Here is a 15147-nt window from a genome sequence, read left to right as displayed (position 1 = left end):
CTTTCACTCAGGCTCCGCGAAACTGACCAGCAAGGCGCCGCGCTCGAAACTGGCATTCTCCGCCACATGCAAAGCGGCGATGCGGCCTGGCCGCGATGCTGTCAATGTCGTCTGCAATTTCATGCTTTCGATGGTCAGCAGCTTGTCGCCGGCCTCCACTTCCCTGCCCGGCAATGCATGCAGCGCCACCACAGTACCCGGCATCTCGGCATGCAGATTGCCGCTGGCTGCATTGCCGTCCGCCTGCTCGTTGCGGATATCATGGCGGCGCAGCACCAGGCTGCGACCGTTCAACCGCAGATGCACCTCATCGCCTTGCACCCAACGCCAGCCACGGATCTCCTGGCCGCCCACATTCAAGCGAAAGGCGCCCTGTTCGGCTGGCAATTCGCTCAACCTGACGCCATGGCCATTCACCACTAAGGCAAGCTCTGGTCGCCGGGCCATCACCGCAATATCGCAAGCTGTGCCATCCAGATCGAAACGCATGGCCTAGTTCCTCCAGAAACCGATGCTGGCATGGGGCTCGGGCACATCCAGCAGCAGCCTGCGGGTGTCGGCCTGGCCCAAAGCCGCTGCGGCAGAAGCAATCGCCAAGGCTTCGGCATTAAGCGGCGGCACTTGCAGGCTTTCCGCCTGTTCGACCAGAAAGCCGGTATGCAGCTTGCCGGCCAGAAATTCCGGATGCGCCAGAATCCGTGCCAGGTAATCGCTGTTATTGCTTACGCCCAGCAAAGCCATATCCAGCAGCCCCTGGCGCAGCCGCATGGCCGCCTCATTGCGATGCGCGCCATGGGCAATCACTTTCGCCAGCATGGAATCGAAGGCTGGTGTGATCATCTGGCCTTCACGGATGCCGCCATCGAAGCGCAGCCCCAGCCCCTGCGGTTCACGCAACAGACCCACTTTACCGATGGCCGGGCGGAAATCGCGCTCGGGTTCCTCAGCGCATAACCGCACCTCGATGGCATGCCCCTGGCGATGCAGATCGGCCTGCGCGAATGGCAGTCCGGCACCCTCGGCGATACGAATCTGGCATTCCACCAAATCTACGCCATAAACCATCTCGGTTACCGGATGCTCCACTTGCAGCCGGGTGTTCATCTCCAGGAAATAGAATGCCCCATCGGGCGCCAGGATGAACTCGACCGTACCGGCATTGCGATAGCGCGCAGCAGCGGCCAGCCTGCGTCCGGCCTCGCAGATCGCATCGCGCAGATTTTCCGGCAAGTTGGGCGCCGGCGCCTCCTCCACGATCTTCTGATAACGGCGTTGCAGCGAACATTCGCGCTCGCCTAGATGCAGCACATTGCCCTGGCCATCGCCCAGCACCTGCACTTCGATATGGCGCGGCCGCTCGATCAAGCGCTCGGCATAAATCCGGCCATCCCCGAAATAGCGCTGTGCCTCACCGCGCGCTGCACTGGCCGCCTCGGCCAATTCAGCAGCGTTTCGCACCACTTTCATGCCCTTGCCGCCGCCGCCGGCCGAGGCCTTGATCAGCAGCGGATAACCCAGCGCCTTGGCCGCCTCGGCCAGCCCAGCGGCATCCACGCCGATCTCGATGCTGGGCGCCACCGGCACGCCATTGGCACGGGCGAAATCGCGAGAGCGGATTTTGTCGCCCATCAGATGCATGCTCTCGGCATCCGGGCCGATGAAGGCAATACCGGCGTCATTCAGCGCCGCCACAAAGCCGGCATTCTCCGACAGGAAACCATAACCCGGATGCACCGCATCCACATTCTGCGCTTTGCAAACAGCGATGATCTGCGCCGTATCGAGATAGGCCGCCGTGGGTACCGCGCCCTGTAACGGCACGGCAATATCGGCAAGCGCGACATGCGGGGCCGCACGATCCTCATGGTGATAGACCGCCACGCTGCGGATATTCAGGCGTTTCAGCGTGCGGATCACCCGGCAGGCGATCTCGCCGCGATTGGCGACCAGCACGGTACGGAAGGCGCTCATGACGGATTATCCGCGTGCAAATGAATTTTGTTCATTAACATGCGGTGCTGATCTCCAGACATGCGCTTCCTCCCGCTCAGGCCAGCCAGCGCTTGCGGCGGCGATAATGCTTCACGGCGTGGTAATCCACCTTATGCGCGCCGCCGAGATAGGCCGCCTGCACATCGGGGTTGGCCTTCAGCACATCCACCGGGCCATTCATCACCACGCGGCCGTTTTCGATCAGATAGGCGGATTGCGCCACATCCAATGCGGCAGCGGCATTCTGCTCGACCAACAGCACCGCCACTTTCTTCTCTTCGTTTATGCGGCGCACGATGTCGAAGATTTCGTCCACCAGATACGGTGCCAGCCCCAGGCTGGGCTCGTCGAGCATGATAAGCTTAGGCTCCGTCATCAGCGCGCGCGCGATGGCCAGCATCTGCTGCTCGCCGCCAGAAAGGTATCCGGCCTTGGCCTTGGCGCGCTGGGCCAAGCGAGGGAACAGCGCGAACATCTGTTCCATCAGATCGTTCACATGGCTGCGGTCGTTATGCATCGAAGTGGCTGCGATCAGATTCTCCGCCGGCGTGAGATGGCCGAAAACCCGCCTTCCCTCCAGGCAATGCACGATGCCCGCGCGCACCCGCTCGGGCGGGTCGAGCTTGAGGATATCGCGCCCCTCGAATGTCACGTCGCCGCGCGTGACCGAACCGCGTTCGGGCTTGAGCAGGCCGCTCACGGTTTTCAGCACCGTGCTCTTGCCCGCGCCATTGGCGCCGAGCAACGCCACCAGCCCGCCGTCCGGCACGGCGATTGACACGCCCTTCACGGCCAGAAACACCTGGTCGTAAACCACCTCGATATTGTTCAGCTCAAGCAGCGCCATGCTCGCCTACAAAGATTGAGAGGGAACCGGCGCGGCAGCGTATTAGCGTGCCGCGCCGGATAACGTTTACTTGCCGGTCTTGGCGAATTCAGAGGAGTATTTCTTCACCTCTGCCCAGACCACATCCTGGTTGGCCGAATACCAATCGGTGATCGGCGTGAACTTGCCGCCATCCCAACGCGAGATGCGGCCCTTGCCGCCGCCCTGATGATCGGCGGTAGTGATGGTGGTTGCCGGGATCATGCCATCAGCGGTGAAATCCTTGATGGCATGCAAGCCGGCATTCAGCCAGGGGCCGCTGATCGGGCCATTCGGCGCAATCTCGAAAGCCTTGCGCACGCCCTCCAGGATCAGCGCGGTAATCATCACGCCGTAGCTGTAATAGACGGTGCCCACCTTGTTTTCCGGCCCTGCGCCCTTGCCGGGCTTCACCACGGTATCGAGGATGGCCTGGATCGGCTTGGCTTCGCGGCCCAGCACGCAGGGATCGATCTTGAGCACACCTTTGGCCTGTTCGCGCCCCACCACATCCATATCGGATTCCGACAGCCAGACGCTGGAAGACATGCGATCCATGCGGATGCCGTTGCGGATCGCCTCGGTGAGCGCCACGGTCTGGCCCACGCCGGCGCCCCAGAACACCACCCAATCCGGGCGGGCACGCCGCACCTGCGGCCAGATCGCAGACTGGTCATTGCCCGGCGGCGTATAGGGGAAGGTCTGCAACTCATAGCCCAGTTTATCGCGCAGGGCCTCCAGGATCGGCAGCGGCTCCTTGCCGAACGGCGTGTCGATATGCACGAAGCAAATCTTCTTGCCCTTCAGATTGCCGTCGGTCTGGCGGAAATAATCGATCAGCAGGCCCATCTGCGTCCAATAATTGGGCGAGAGCGGGAAGATATAGGGAAACACCGAACCATCGGCGGCATCCGAGCGGCCTGAGAAGGCGGTGATCATGTTCACCTTGTCGGCCAGCACGCGGGTGACCAGTGCACGCGCCACCGGCGTGGACAGCGGATCCACCAGCACCATGCCCTGGGCCTTGGCGCGTTCGTAGCTCTCGATGGCGCGCGGCAGGTCGTTGCCGTGATCCGATACTTCCGCCACGATCTTGTGGCCGCCGATACCACCGCGTTCGTTGATCAGCGAGATATAGTCGCGCTGACCCTGACTGTATTCAGCCGTAACGAAAGTATAGACGCGGGTGAAATCCTGCGTCAGCAGGAAGCGGATGGTCTTGTCCTGGCCGAAGGCCACACGGACCGGAACCTGCGACGCCAAGGCAGCGGCGCCCATACCGGCAAGCATATTGCGACGATCGATCTGCATTGTTTCCTCCTGGTTTATCGTTATACGCGGTTCTGTCTTCAGCGTTGGGCATGGCGGAACGGCCATACCAGAAAATAGTTCCTCATATTGTTATAGATCTTGGCCAAGCCGAGCGGCTCCCAGAGCAAGAAGCCGACGATCAGGCCGCCATATAGCATCAACGGCACATGAGCACGCAGATCCGTGCTGATCTGCATGTCCATGCTATCGGCCATGAAGCCGATCAGGTTGTTGAGCACGATGGGGGCGAACAGGATGAGTGCCGCGCCGAAGAAGCTGCCCAGCACGCTACCCATGCCGCCCACGATCACCATGGCGACCAATTGGATCGACAATTCGATATGGAATTGATCCGGCGAGATCGAGCGCAGATAGCAAACCGCCAGTACCGAGCCCACAACGCCGCCGATGAAGGAGGAAACCCAAAAGGCCAGCAGCTTGAAGCGGAAGGTATCCACGCCGATAACCTCTGCGGCATAATCCTTCTCGCGTACCGCCGCCAGGGCCCGGCCAAATGCAGTGCGCCGTACATTCAGCATGAACAGCGTCACCACGATGCAGACGCCGAGTGCCATGTAATACACGGCGGCATCGCCCACGATGGGAATCCCCAAAAACCGCACCGGCGGCACGGTGATGGTGGCCTGGCTGCCGCCGCTAATGAAGGGCACATGGCTGATAACGAAATCGACGATGTATTGCATGGCCAATGTGGCCATCGCCAGATACAGCCCCTTTACGCGTAAAGCCGCGGCACCGAACACGATACCTACGGCGGCACTGATCAGGCCACCGGCCAGCATGGCCAGTTCCAGCGGCGCGCCGGCACGCACCAGATGCACCGAGCCATAAGCCCCCATGCCGATCACCGCGCCATAGCCCAGATGCACCTGACCGGCCGTGCCCATCAGCAGGTTGAGGCCAAGCGCCGCCGTGGCCCAGATCAGCCAGGGCAGCAGATACCCCACCAGATACAGCCGATCCAGCAGATAGGGCGCCGCCAGAGCCAGCAGCAGAACCAGCAGCATGAGGCGGCGATCCAGCGGCAACGGCCAAATCTGGCGCTCGTCGCGGTAGCGGGTGAAACGTATGCCGGCGCGTCGATAGAACATCAGATTCGCTCGATATGTTCGCGGCCGAACAGGCCATGCGGCTTCAGCAGCAGGGTGAGCAGAATGATCACGGATGCAACGATATCCCGGGTGCCCCCGCCCACCAGCGGATCGAGTATGCCGGTGGCCACGCTTTCGGCCACGCCCACGATCACACCGGCAATCAGCACGCCGGGAATGGAATCCAGTCCGCCCAGGATGGCAATCGCCAAAGCCTTGATCAGCAGCAGAGAGAGCGACCAATCCACGCCCTGCGTTGCCCCCCAGATCACACCGGCCACAGTGGCGCTGGCAGCAGCCAGCCCCCAGGAAATCGCAATCGCGCGTTCCACTCGAATACCCACCGCCCAAGAAGCAGTCTGGTCATCCGACACCGCGCGCATCACCACGCCGAGCCGCGAGTTGAACAGCAGCAGAGATAGCAGGATCATGGCAAACGACACCGTGCCGCCAATCAGCGTGGCGCGGTTGAGCAGCAGATCGCCCACGAATAGCGGCGTGACCGGAATGCCGATATCCAGCCGCTTCACGGCGGCTCCGGCAAAACCCGGCAACAGACCGCGCAGCATGATCTCGATACCCAGTGTAAGCATGATCGCCATGATCACCGGTTGGCCGATCATACGCCGCAGCGCCAACCGTTCGGTAATGGCCCCGAAGCAGAACATCGCCACCAGAGCCAGCGGAATCGCCAGCCAGATCGGCAATCCCAGCGGCACGGATATCGCCCAGGCCGCATAGGCACCGGTCATCGCCAATGCGCCCTGCGCCAGATTGGCCAGGCCGGAGGTTTTGTAGATCAGCACAATGCCAAGAGCGACCAGACCATACATCAGGCCGACGAATATTCCATTGATGCCGAGTTCGGCGAGCAGCAGCCAATCCATCAGGCCGGCACCTCCCTGATTGCGAGAACCCGGCTCAGCTTGCCGCGCGAGCCATCCTCATAGGTAATTTCGGCATCGAAGGAGGCGCTATCGGCAGTGCCTTCCAGCGCGGCAATCAACGTCGCATAGCGCTCCTCGATGATATTGCGGCGCAGTTTGCGCGTGCGGGTAATCTCGCCGTCATCGGCATCGAAATCCTTATGCAGATTCACGAAGCGATGGATTTTCAATCCCTCCGGCTGGCTGGCATTCATATGCTGCAACACACCGGCGATTAGTTCATACACCTCCGGCTGCTGCGACAGTTCGGCATAGGAGGTGTAAGTGATGGCGCGTTTCTCGGCCCAATGGCCGGTGGCTTCAAGATCGATACACACGATGGCAGATAGGAATGGCTTGCCGGCGCCGATCACCGCCACGTTGCGCACGAATTGGCTGAACTTGATGCGATTCTCGATATAATTCGGGATATAGCGCTCGCCGGCCCCGGTGCGCACCACTTCGCTCACACGGCCAAGCACGGCCAGGTGGCCATCTTCATCCAGATAGCCGGCATCGCCGGTATGCAGCCAGCCATCCACCAAAGCCTTACGGGTGGCTTCCGCATCATCGAAATAGCCGTCGATAACCGAAGCCGACCGGATCAATATCTCGCCGCTATCATCAATTTTTATATCTACCCCAGGCATCGGTGGGCCCACGGTATGCAGTTTCACATGACCTTCGCTTTGTGCCGCAGAAAGCGCCGAAGTTTCGGTCTGGCCGTAGAACTGCTTTAACTTCACGCCAAGCGCGCGGAAAAACAGGAACGTATCCTCCCCCATCGCCTCGCCGCCAGTGAAAGCCCGCTCGGCGCGCGACAGGCCAAGCTGATCCTTCAATGGGCCATAGACCAGAATCTCACCCAGCGCATGCAGAAGTTTACCACCCAGACCAGGTTCGCGCCCGGCCAGGCGCTGGCGTTCCTGCTCCACGGCAAGCGGCATGAAATAATCGAACAGCCGACGCTTGAGCGGGGTGGAATCCGCCATGCCCACCTGCACACGGGTAAGCATGTTGTCCCAGGCACGCGGCGCGGCGAGATAGAAGGTCGGCGCCACCGCCCGCAAATCCTGCAGCACGGTTTCCTGCCGCTCGGGGATGTTGATGGTGGCCACCAGCATCAGGCCGGCACCCAGGGTGAATACGAAGTCACCCACCCAGGCTGTAGGCAGATAGGCGAACAACTCCTCATGCGGGCGGAAATAGCCGCCTTTCTCGGCATTTTCGATGCCACCGCTCACGTTGCGATGACGCAGTGGAATACCCTTGGGCAAACCCGTGGTACCCGAGGAATACAGCAACACGGCGATATCATCGGGCTGGCATCGGCTCAGCAGATCGGCGGCAAGGCCTGGATTGGCCGCCAAGCGTGCCTTGCCACGTGCCGCAACCTCGTCCAGCGACAACACGCCTTCCGGCCGGTCGCGCAGCAGGCCACGCGGATCATCGAACAGGATAACCTTCGGCCGGCCCGAGCGCTCGCGCAGGCCAACCAGCTTATCCACCTGCTCCTGATCCTCGGCCACAGCCAGCGCGGGATTGCCGAAGCGCGTATAGGTTTCCAATTCATCCACCGGCACATCGGGGAAAATCGGCGAAGGAAAAGCCCGCAGCACATTCGCTGCCAGCATGGAATAGTACAGATTGGCGCGATTATCGCCCACAACGATCACCGCGTTGCCCGGCACAACGCCCAACTCCTCGAAGCCCGCCGCCAGGGCCAGAACGGTGTCGCGCACATCCTTCCAGGTGGCTTGCTGCCAGATGCCGAAATCGCGCTCGCGGAAAGCGATGCGGTCGCCATATTGCTCGGCATTGCGCGCCAATGCCGCAATCAGGCTGCCGGGACGCGCGCCATTCATGGCGCCCCTCCATTCGCCTGCAGCACGCGGGCTGCCGCCCGTTCGCCCAGATAGGCAGTGATAACCTGCGGATCGGCGATGGCAGCCTTCGGTTCGCCCTGGGCGATAATTTCGCCATAGCTGAGCACCACGATGCGGTCGCAGATCGCGGTCACGACATCCATATGATGCTCGATCAACAGGATGCTGACATTGCGTTCGTCGCGCGCATCCAGGATGAAGCGGGCGATGTATTCCTTCTCTTCCTGATTCATACCGGCCATCGGCTCGTCCAGAATCAGAAAACGCGGTTCGGCCACCAGGGCGCGAGCAAGCTCAACGCGCTTCTGCAAACCCATGGGAATCACTTCCACCGGCTCGTCGCGGATATCCTGCAATTGCATGAAATCGATGATGTCTTCCGCCGCGCGGCGATGGGCGATCTCTTCGCGCGCACCCCACAGCCAGTAGAATAGCGAGGGCAAAGCGCCCGGCTTCATATGCACATGGCGCCCGAGCAAGATATTATCCAGCACGCTCATGCCGCGAAACAGCGCCAGATTCTGGAAAGTGCGCGCCACGCCCATTCGCGCCACGCGGTTCGGCTTCATCCCGGTGATATCCTGGCCGAATAGCTGCACGCTGCCGGCATTGGGTGGGTAAAAGCCGGTCACCACATTCACCATCGTGGTCTTGCCCGATCCATTCGGACCGACCAGACCGAATATCTCGCCGCGATCAACATGAATATCAACGGATTTCAAAGCTTTGAGACCGCCGAAAGAGCGTTCGATGCCACGGCATTCCAGGATACGGCCATCGCTCCGCATGGCATCATTTTGCTTGGCATTCTGATCGCGCATAGACATGGCGTGATTCACCGCCGCGTCTCATGCGCAAGCCGGCGGCTTGGCGCAGACACCCTGTACTCCTCCCTAAATTACCCAGCCGATCTGAGTCGGCCTTTGTGTTTACGGCTCTTATTGAATGACGTTCATTAGCGAGAGTCAACGACTCTTTTTGGGTGCAAATGCGAAGAGGCCGGAGCCCCTGCAGCCCCGGCCTTATGAATTGATTCCGCTAGGATAGTCTCGGCACGCTCAGATCAAAGCGGCGCGAATACGCGCGGAAATGATATCCACCACGCTGACCAACAGGATGATCATGATCATCACCGCACAGGTTTGATCGAAACGGAACCCGCGGATCACTTCCCACAACACAACGCCGATACCGCCGGCGCCAACCATGCCCACCACCGAAGCCGAGCGCACATTGGCTTCAAAACGATACAGCGAGTAGGAAACCCAAAGCGGCATCACCTGCGGGATCACGCCGTATAGAATTTCCTCGACCGCATTGGCGCCCGTGGCACGGATGCCATCAACCGGCTGCGGATCGATGGCTTCCACCGCTTCGGAAAACAGCTTGGCCAAAGTGCCTGTGGTATGCAGCCAGAGCGCAAGCGCGCCGGCAAATGGCCCCAGACCCACCGCCACCACGAACAGCATGGCAAAAACCATTTCGTTGATCGAACGCAATGCATCCAGCACACGCCGCACCGGTTGATACAACCAAACCGGCGCGATATTGGAGGCCGCCAACAAGCTGAGCGGCACGGCGCAGACGATAGCCAGCACAGTGCCCCAAATGGCGATATGCAGGGTTACCATCAATTCGGTGAAATAGAATTTCCAGTCGGTGAAATCCGGCGGAAAGAAATCCGCGGCAAAGGTTGCCATATTGCCGGCGTCGCGGATCAACGTGGCCGGCGCAATCTCCGCACCGTTATACGACCAAACCAGCAAGGCAGCACCCAGGCCATAAGCCAGATACCGCAGAAGCGAGGACTTCAGACCCGGTTTGGGCGGATGGATCGGATGCTCGTTCAGAAGATTGCCGGACATGCTGGTCATGGTCACGCCTTAAAAAGGCCGTGGCGGGGATGCGTGTACACCCCCGCCACTGCGTTGTTACGAGCCGAGCTGCTTGTTCAGTTCGGCCAACTTGGCTTCGATCTCAGCCAGCTTCTTGGCCTTCTCGTCTGCAGCCATGGCGGTATCGCCTTCCAGCTTGATCTTGTCGCGGAACAGCGCCAACTGGCGGATCGGCAGCAATTGCTTGTTGGAGGATTCCTTGAACGGGCCCCACTGCAGATCGGCCAGCACCTTCTGCTCGGCAGCATCCTTGGTGCCGTAGGTCATGAAGAAGGTCTTCAGCTTCTGCTTCGTCTCGGCCGGCAGATCCTTGCGCCACACGATGGGATCGGAAGGAATCAGCGGCGACTTCCAGATCACCTTCACGTCCTTGGCCTTGGCGGGCTGGGTCTTTTCCAGACGCTCCAGGTTTTCGGTGTTGTTGGTAGCGATATCCACCTGCTTGTTGGCCACGGCCAGCGCGTTGGTTTCGTGGTTGGCATTCACCACGCGGGTGAAATGCTTGCGGATATCGATATTGTTCTGGCCCCAGGCGTAATAGCTGGGCACCAGGAAACCCGAGGTGGAATTCGGATCGCCATTACCCAGGGTATACTTGCCAGGCGATTTGATCAGATCTTCCAGCGAGTTGATCGGGCTGTCCTTATGAGCCAGCAGAAGAGACCAATAGCCCGGCGAACCGTCCTTGGAAGTGGTCTGCACGAAGATTTCGCCATCGGCCCGATCCACGGCCTGCATGGCCGAAGCATTGCCATACCAGGCGATCTGCACCTTGTTGAAGCGCATACCCTCGATCACGCCGGCATAATCAGGCGCAAAAAAGGCATTGATCTTCATGCCGGTCTGCTTCTGCATATCGGCCAGAAAGGGTTCCCAGATGGTCTTCAGGTTGGAACTCGACTCAGTCGAGATGATGCCGAAGTTGATTTCCTTCAGCGCCTGGGCAGAGGCGCCCGAGGCAAGGCCGAACAGCGCCAGCGAAGCGGTGGCGGCAAGCAGATGACGACGATTCATGGTTCTCTCTCCAGAGGGTGGTGTTAAAGGTGTAGCGATCAAGCCAGAGCAAAACGCGCCGCGGCGACCGGGCGCAGATCCTCATCGGCCTGAGGGCCGAGCAGACTGCCCAAATCCAGATCGCTGTTATTGCCGTATATGCCGCGCAGCATATCGGCGCTCACCTGCTCGGCGGCGCCATCAAACATCACCCGGCCATCGCGCAGGGCTACGACGCGCCGGCAATATTTCAACGCGAAATCCACTTGATGCAGCGAAACCACCACGGTCACATTGTCGCTGCGGTTGATATCGGCCAGCGTGGCCATCACGCGGCGTGAGGATTCCGGATCCAACGATGCAATCGGCTCGTCCGCCAGGATCACCTGGGCGCCTTGCACCAAGGCTCGGGCGATGGCGGCACGCTGCTGCTGGCCGCCAGATAATGTGGACGCGCGCTGAAAAGCGCATTGCGCGATGCCTACGCGGGCCAACGCACGCACGCCGGCACGGCGCTGTTCGTCGGTAAACAGCCCCAGCAAGCTGCGCCACAGCGGCATACGCCCGAGGTCGCCCGCCATCACATTGGTAAGCACACGCATACGACCGACCAGGTTGAACTGCTGAAACACGAAGCCGATACCGGCGCGCGTTTCGCGGATACCACGGCCGATACGGCCCTGCTGCTGCACCATCCGACCATTCACAGCCACCTGGGCCCGTTGATCTCGGTCGCTCGGAATCAGGCCCGCGATATGGCGCAGCAAAGTGGATTTGCCTGAACCCGAAGCACCGATAAGCGCCACCATCTCACCTGGACGGATACGCAGCGTTACATCATCCAATGCGCGCTTGCCGGTGCCGAAAGTTTTCGATAGATGAGTGATCTCGATGGCGGTGCTCATGCTGCTCCTCGAAGCCTGCTGCAGGCTTTGCGGTTATGCCTTGCGCCGCTGATAGCAATCGCATGTGACACTTCTGTTTCGCTTCGGCGACGGGATGGTGAAATCCCAGCCGGGACTCGCAGCAGAAAGGTTACCCACAGGATGACTGGCGCACTTGTCTAGCTCTTCGCACCGTTACGCTGTCTATGCCGCACCGCCACTGGCGCATCCGCTGCATGATTTTGCCGCGCGCTGGTTGGGCTGGGATCCGCAATCGGGCCAAGACTACCCGCCTCCCTCCGTGCCGGGCCTGTCGGCCGAACGCGTTGCCGCATTAACCGCCGAGCCGCGCCGTTACGGCTTTCATGCCACGCTGAAGCCACCTTTCCGCCTGGCCGATGGCAAGGATGAAACCGCCTTGCAGCAGGCGCTGGCAGATTTTGCGGCCCACCGCAGCGCGCCGCCGCATCTGGCATTGCAACTGGCTTCTCTCGGCAACTTTCTGGCTTTGCGGCCCGCCCATGAAGCGGGCGGTGGCGATGGCGAATTACACGCCCTGGCCGATGCCTGCGTGATAGCCTTCGATGAATTTCGAGCGCAGGCAAGCGATGCAGAAATCGCCAAGCGGCGCGCCGCCGGGCTTTCAGCGCGGCAGGATGACTATCTGCTGCGCTGGGGCTATCCCTATGTTCTGGAGGAATTCCGGCCGCATTTCACGCTAACCGGGCGCATAACGGATGAAGCAGAGCGGGCGGCCGTGCTCGCGTATCTCACAAACCGGCTGCTGCCCTTGCTCGCCCAACCGATGCCACTAACCGAACTGTGCCTCTACAGACAAAGCGGGAATGCACAATTCCGCATTCTGGCACGCTACCCGCTCACGCTTTAAGCGTCGCTTCCAGGAAGCGGCGATAATAGGCAATATCCGGCGTTTTCAGCTTCGGCGTCTTGGCTGCGTCATCCCAGCGTCGTAGCAAAACCGCTTCGGCGGCATGAGGCTGCGCCATGAAGGCCGCTGCTTCATCCGCGCTGTAGGTGCCACCCTGCACTTCCAGGCTGGTTTTGGAAGCCTGCGACAGGCCCGCCCAATAATGCGGCTCGGCATGGCAGAGATACCGTTTGGCATCCACATGCAATCGCACTGGCTGCACCACATCCGAACCGAAATACCGGCTCAGCCAATCGGCTGCCAGATGCTCATGCGCCGCATCCTCGCCACGCTCGGCCAAGCCTTCATCGCCTTCGCCCACCAGATGGCCGATATCGTGTAACAGGCAAGCTACAACCAAAGCATCGCTGCCGCCGGCCCGTTCGGCATGCATGGCGCATTGCAAAGCATGCTCCAATTGGCTCACCGCCTCCATGCCATAACGCTCCGCGCCGGCTTTTTCCAGCAGACCGACAATTTCATCCACGACCGCAGCCATCGTTGCCTCCCCTACATCACCCGCTCGCCTTCGCGCCACACCGCGCGCACCACCGGGGTATCCTGCACCAGGCTGACACGGATCATGTCGGCGCGGCGGCCAAGCTCCAAAGCTCCGCGATCATGCAGCCCGATGGCTTCGGCCGGATTAGCCGATACCATTGCCACTGCATCGCTCAAGGAAATACCCGGCACTTGTCCCGGCAACAGAAAAGCCGAGGTGAGCAGGCTGCCCGGCACGTAATCCGATGAGATGATATCGAGATGGCCCTTCTCGGCCAATGCACGTGCCGAGATATTGCCGGAATGGGATCCGCCGCGCACCACATTCGGCCCGCCCATCATCACCTTCATGCCGCTGTTGCGCGACATTTCCGCTGCCTCGAAGGTGGTGGGGAATTCCGCCACCACCATGCCGTCCGATGCCGCTTCCGCCACATGCTCCGCCGTTGCATCGTCATGGCTGGCCAAGGCCAGGCCATTGGCGCGGCAAAGCTCCACCACCGCACGGCGGTTACGCGCACCATTGGCAGCCGCAGCGGCAATCTGATCGGCCATGAACTTGTCCATTTCAGCATCGCTGAGGCCGAACTTGCCTTGATAATACTGGCGGTATTTCTGCTGGCTGACGAATTGCCGCTGGCCCGGCGTATGGTCCATGATCGATACCAGCTTCAGCCAGCCAAGGCCCGCCATCGGCTGAACCAGATCGAGCAGGCTGGCAAAGGAAATTTCGCAGCGCAGATGCAGTAGATGGTTGGCGCGCAACATGCCGGCGGATTGCGACATGTCTATAGCCTCCACCATCTCGCGCAGGATTTCCATCCGCACCGCTCCGTCGCGCACATCGCCCACCGCCACCGCATCCAGCACCGTGGTGATGCCGGCTGCGGCAATCTGCGCATCATGGGCCTGCACCGCCAGCCGGCTGGGCCAGCGCACGCCGGGACGCGGAGCAAAATGCTTTTCCAGATTATCGGTATGCAATTCCACCAGGCCAGGCATCAGATAATCGCCGCCGAAATCCACCGCATTCGGTAGGTTGCTCGCCCCCTCATCCAGAGCCGCGATTACGCCGTCGCGCACAACCAGATTGCCAGACGCTACTTCGTCGTTCCGCCCGATGATGCGCGCATTGGTGATGATCAGTTCGGCAGTCATGCTGCGGCCTCCAGAGCTGGCATAGGCGCCAGACGCGTTGCGATGGCAGTGCGGGTTTCGGCATCGTGCACTATGGCAACGATGGCAGAGCCGCGTTTCCGTGCCTCGTCGATCAAGCCGATCACGATGCGGCGATTATCCTGATCCAGAGACGCAGTGGGCTCGTCGAGCAGCAGGATCGGAAATTCAGCACAGAAGCCGCGCGCGATATTGATGCGCTGCTGCTCGCCGCCCGAGAATGTGGCCGGCGGCAAATCCCACAACTTGCGCGGAATGCGCAACCGCTCCAGCAACTCTGCCGCCCGCTCCCGCGCCCGGGGCAATGCCGCACCGCGCGCCAGCAATGGCTCCGCCACGATATCCAGAGTAGGCACGCGCGGAATCACCCGCAGGAACTGCGTCACATAGCCCAAACTGCGGCGGCGGATATCAATCACCTGACGCGGATTAGCCGTAACGATATCCACCATCCCGCCATCGTGACGCAACAACACGCGGCCTGATTGCGGCCGGTAATTACCATAGACTGCACGCAGCAAAGTGGATTTGCCGGCGCCTGATGGGCCTTGCAGCACCACGCATTCTCCGGCCTGCACAGCCAGATCCATGTTGCGCAGCACCGGCAGCACGGCACCGCCGCGCAGGTGCAGGGTGAAGGTTTTGTGCAAAGCCTGCACATCGATCATGCGCATGGCA

The 15147-nt window shown here is 60.9% G+C and carries 15 protein-coding genes; 1 reads left to right on the top strand and 14 read right to left on the bottom strand.

Features of this window, described 5'->3' with window-relative positions:
• Nucleotides 1-3 precede the first annotated feature (3 nt).
• The 11 genes from KF827_RS01945 to phnC form a co-directional block, all read right to left on the bottom strand.
• On the bottom strand, nt 4-489 hold the full coding sequence (locus KF827_RS01945) for a biotin/lipoyl-containing protein (protein WP_290999078.1): 486 nt from the start codon (nt 487-489) through the stop codon (nt 4-6).
• A gap of 3 nt (nt 490-492) precedes the next feature.
• Nucleotides 493-1971 (bottom strand): biotin carboxylase N-terminal domain-containing protein, encoded by a 1479-nt coding sequence (locus KF827_RS01940; RefSeq protein WP_290999075.1) that lies wholly within the window; start codon nt 1969-1971, stop codon nt 493-495.
• 76 nt (nt 1972-2047) lie between these two features.
• Nucleotides 2048-2839 (bottom strand): ABC transporter ATP-binding protein, encoded by a 792-nt coding sequence (locus KF827_RS01935; RefSeq protein WP_290999071.1) that lies wholly within the window; start codon nt 2837-2839, stop codon nt 2048-2050.
• A gap of 66 nt (nt 2840-2905) precedes the next feature.
• The gene (locus KF827_RS01930; protein WP_290999068.1) at nt 2906-4168 is read right to left on the bottom strand and encodes an ABC transporter substrate-binding protein; all 1263 of its coding nucleotides are present in this window, start codon (nt 4166-4168) and stop codon (nt 2906-2908) included.
• Between the two features lie 38 nt (nt 4169-4206).
• Entirely contained in the window at nt 4207-5280 is a 1074-nt protein-coding gene (locus KF827_RS01925; protein WP_290999065.1) for a branched-chain amino acid ABC transporter permease, read from the bottom strand.
• Nucleotides 5280-6167: a branched-chain amino acid ABC transporter permease gene (locus KF827_RS01920; protein WP_290999061.1), complete on the bottom strand. Its 888-nt coding sequence runs from the start codon at nt 6165-6167 to the stop codon at nt 5280-5282. The genes KF827_RS01925 and KF827_RS01920 overlap by 1 nt, the downstream gene beginning before the upstream one ends.
• The gene (locus tag KF827_RS01915; RefSeq protein ID WP_290999058.1) at nt 6167-8071 is read right to left on the bottom strand and encodes a long-chain fatty acid--CoA ligase; all 1905 of its coding nucleotides are present in this window, start codon (nt 8069-8071) and stop codon (nt 6167-6169) included. Before KF827_RS01915 ends, KF827_RS01920 begins: the two co-directional genes overlap by 1 nt.
• Nucleotides 8068-8919, bottom strand: a complete 852-nt coding sequence (locus KF827_RS01910; RefSeq protein ID WP_290999055.1) for an ABC transporter ATP-binding protein — start codon at nt 8917-8919, stop codon at nt 8068-8070. The genes KF827_RS01915 and KF827_RS01910 overlap by 4 nt, the downstream gene beginning before the upstream one ends.
• A gap of 231 nt (nt 8920-9150) precedes the next feature.
• Entirely contained in the window at nt 9151-9966 is an 816-nt protein-coding gene (gene phnE / locus KF827_RS01905) for a phosphonate ABC transporter, permease protein PhnE (protein ID WP_290999052.1), read from the bottom strand.
• A 57-nt stretch (nt 9967-10023) separates the two neighbouring features.
• Complete coding sequence (phnD, locus tag KF827_RS01900) at nt 10024-11001, bottom strand: phosphonate ABC transporter substrate-binding protein (protein WP_290999049.1); 978 nt, start codon at nt 10999-11001, stop codon at nt 10024-10026.
• Between the two features lie 38 nt (nt 11002-11039).
• The gene (phnC, locus tag KF827_RS01895; RefSeq protein ID WP_290999045.1) at nt 11040-11885 is read right to left on the bottom strand and encodes a phosphonate ABC transporter ATP-binding protein; all 846 of its coding nucleotides are present in this window, start codon (nt 11883-11885) and stop codon (nt 11040-11042) included.
• Nucleotides 11886-12039: 154 nt separating this feature from the next.
• On the opposite strand from phnC, the gene KF827_RS01890 reads away from it, so the two are divergent.
• Nucleotides 12040-12753, top strand: coding sequence for a DUF1045 domain-containing protein (locus tag KF827_RS01890; protein ID WP_290999042.1), 714 nt, complete (start codon nt 12040-12042; stop codon nt 12751-12753).
• On the opposite strand, the gene KF827_RS01885 is transcribed toward KF827_RS01890, so the two are convergent.
• Genes KF827_RS01885 through phnL form a run of 3 tightly spaced genes read right to left on the bottom strand, consistent with a single transcriptional unit; the run spans nt 12743 to nt 15143 of the window.
• Nucleotides 12743-13291 carry a phosphonate degradation HD-domain oxygenase gene (locus KF827_RS01885; RefSeq protein WP_290999035.1) on the bottom strand — a complete coding sequence of 183 codons (549 nt, stop codon included), beginning with the start codon at nt 13289-13291 and terminating at the stop codon, nt 12743-12745. The two genes, KF827_RS01890 and KF827_RS01885, sit on opposite strands and share 11 nt — an antisense overlap.
• An 11-nt stretch (nt 13292-13302) precedes the next feature.
• Complete coding sequence (locus KF827_RS01880; protein WP_290999031.1) at nt 13303-14451, bottom strand: alpha-D-ribose 1-methylphosphonate 5-triphosphate diphosphatase; 1149 nt, start codon at nt 14449-14451, stop codon at nt 13303-13305.
• Nucleotides 14448-15143 (bottom strand): phosphonate C-P lyase system protein PhnL, encoded by a 696-nt coding sequence (gene phnL / locus KF827_RS01875; protein ID WP_290999028.1) that lies wholly within the window; start codon nt 15141-15143, stop codon nt 14448-14450. Before phnL ends, KF827_RS01880 begins: the two co-directional genes overlap by 4 nt.
• Nucleotides 15144-15147 lie beyond the last annotated feature (4 nt).

The organism is Ferrovibrio sp. (genome assembly GCF_019636075.1).
Classification (GTDB): domain Bacteria; phylum Pseudomonadota; class Alphaproteobacteria; order Ferrovibrionales; family Ferrovibrionaceae; genus Ferrovibrio.
The sequence above is the reverse complement of the archived record's forward strand: the minus strand, read 5'-3'. Positions and strand labels throughout refer to the sequence as shown.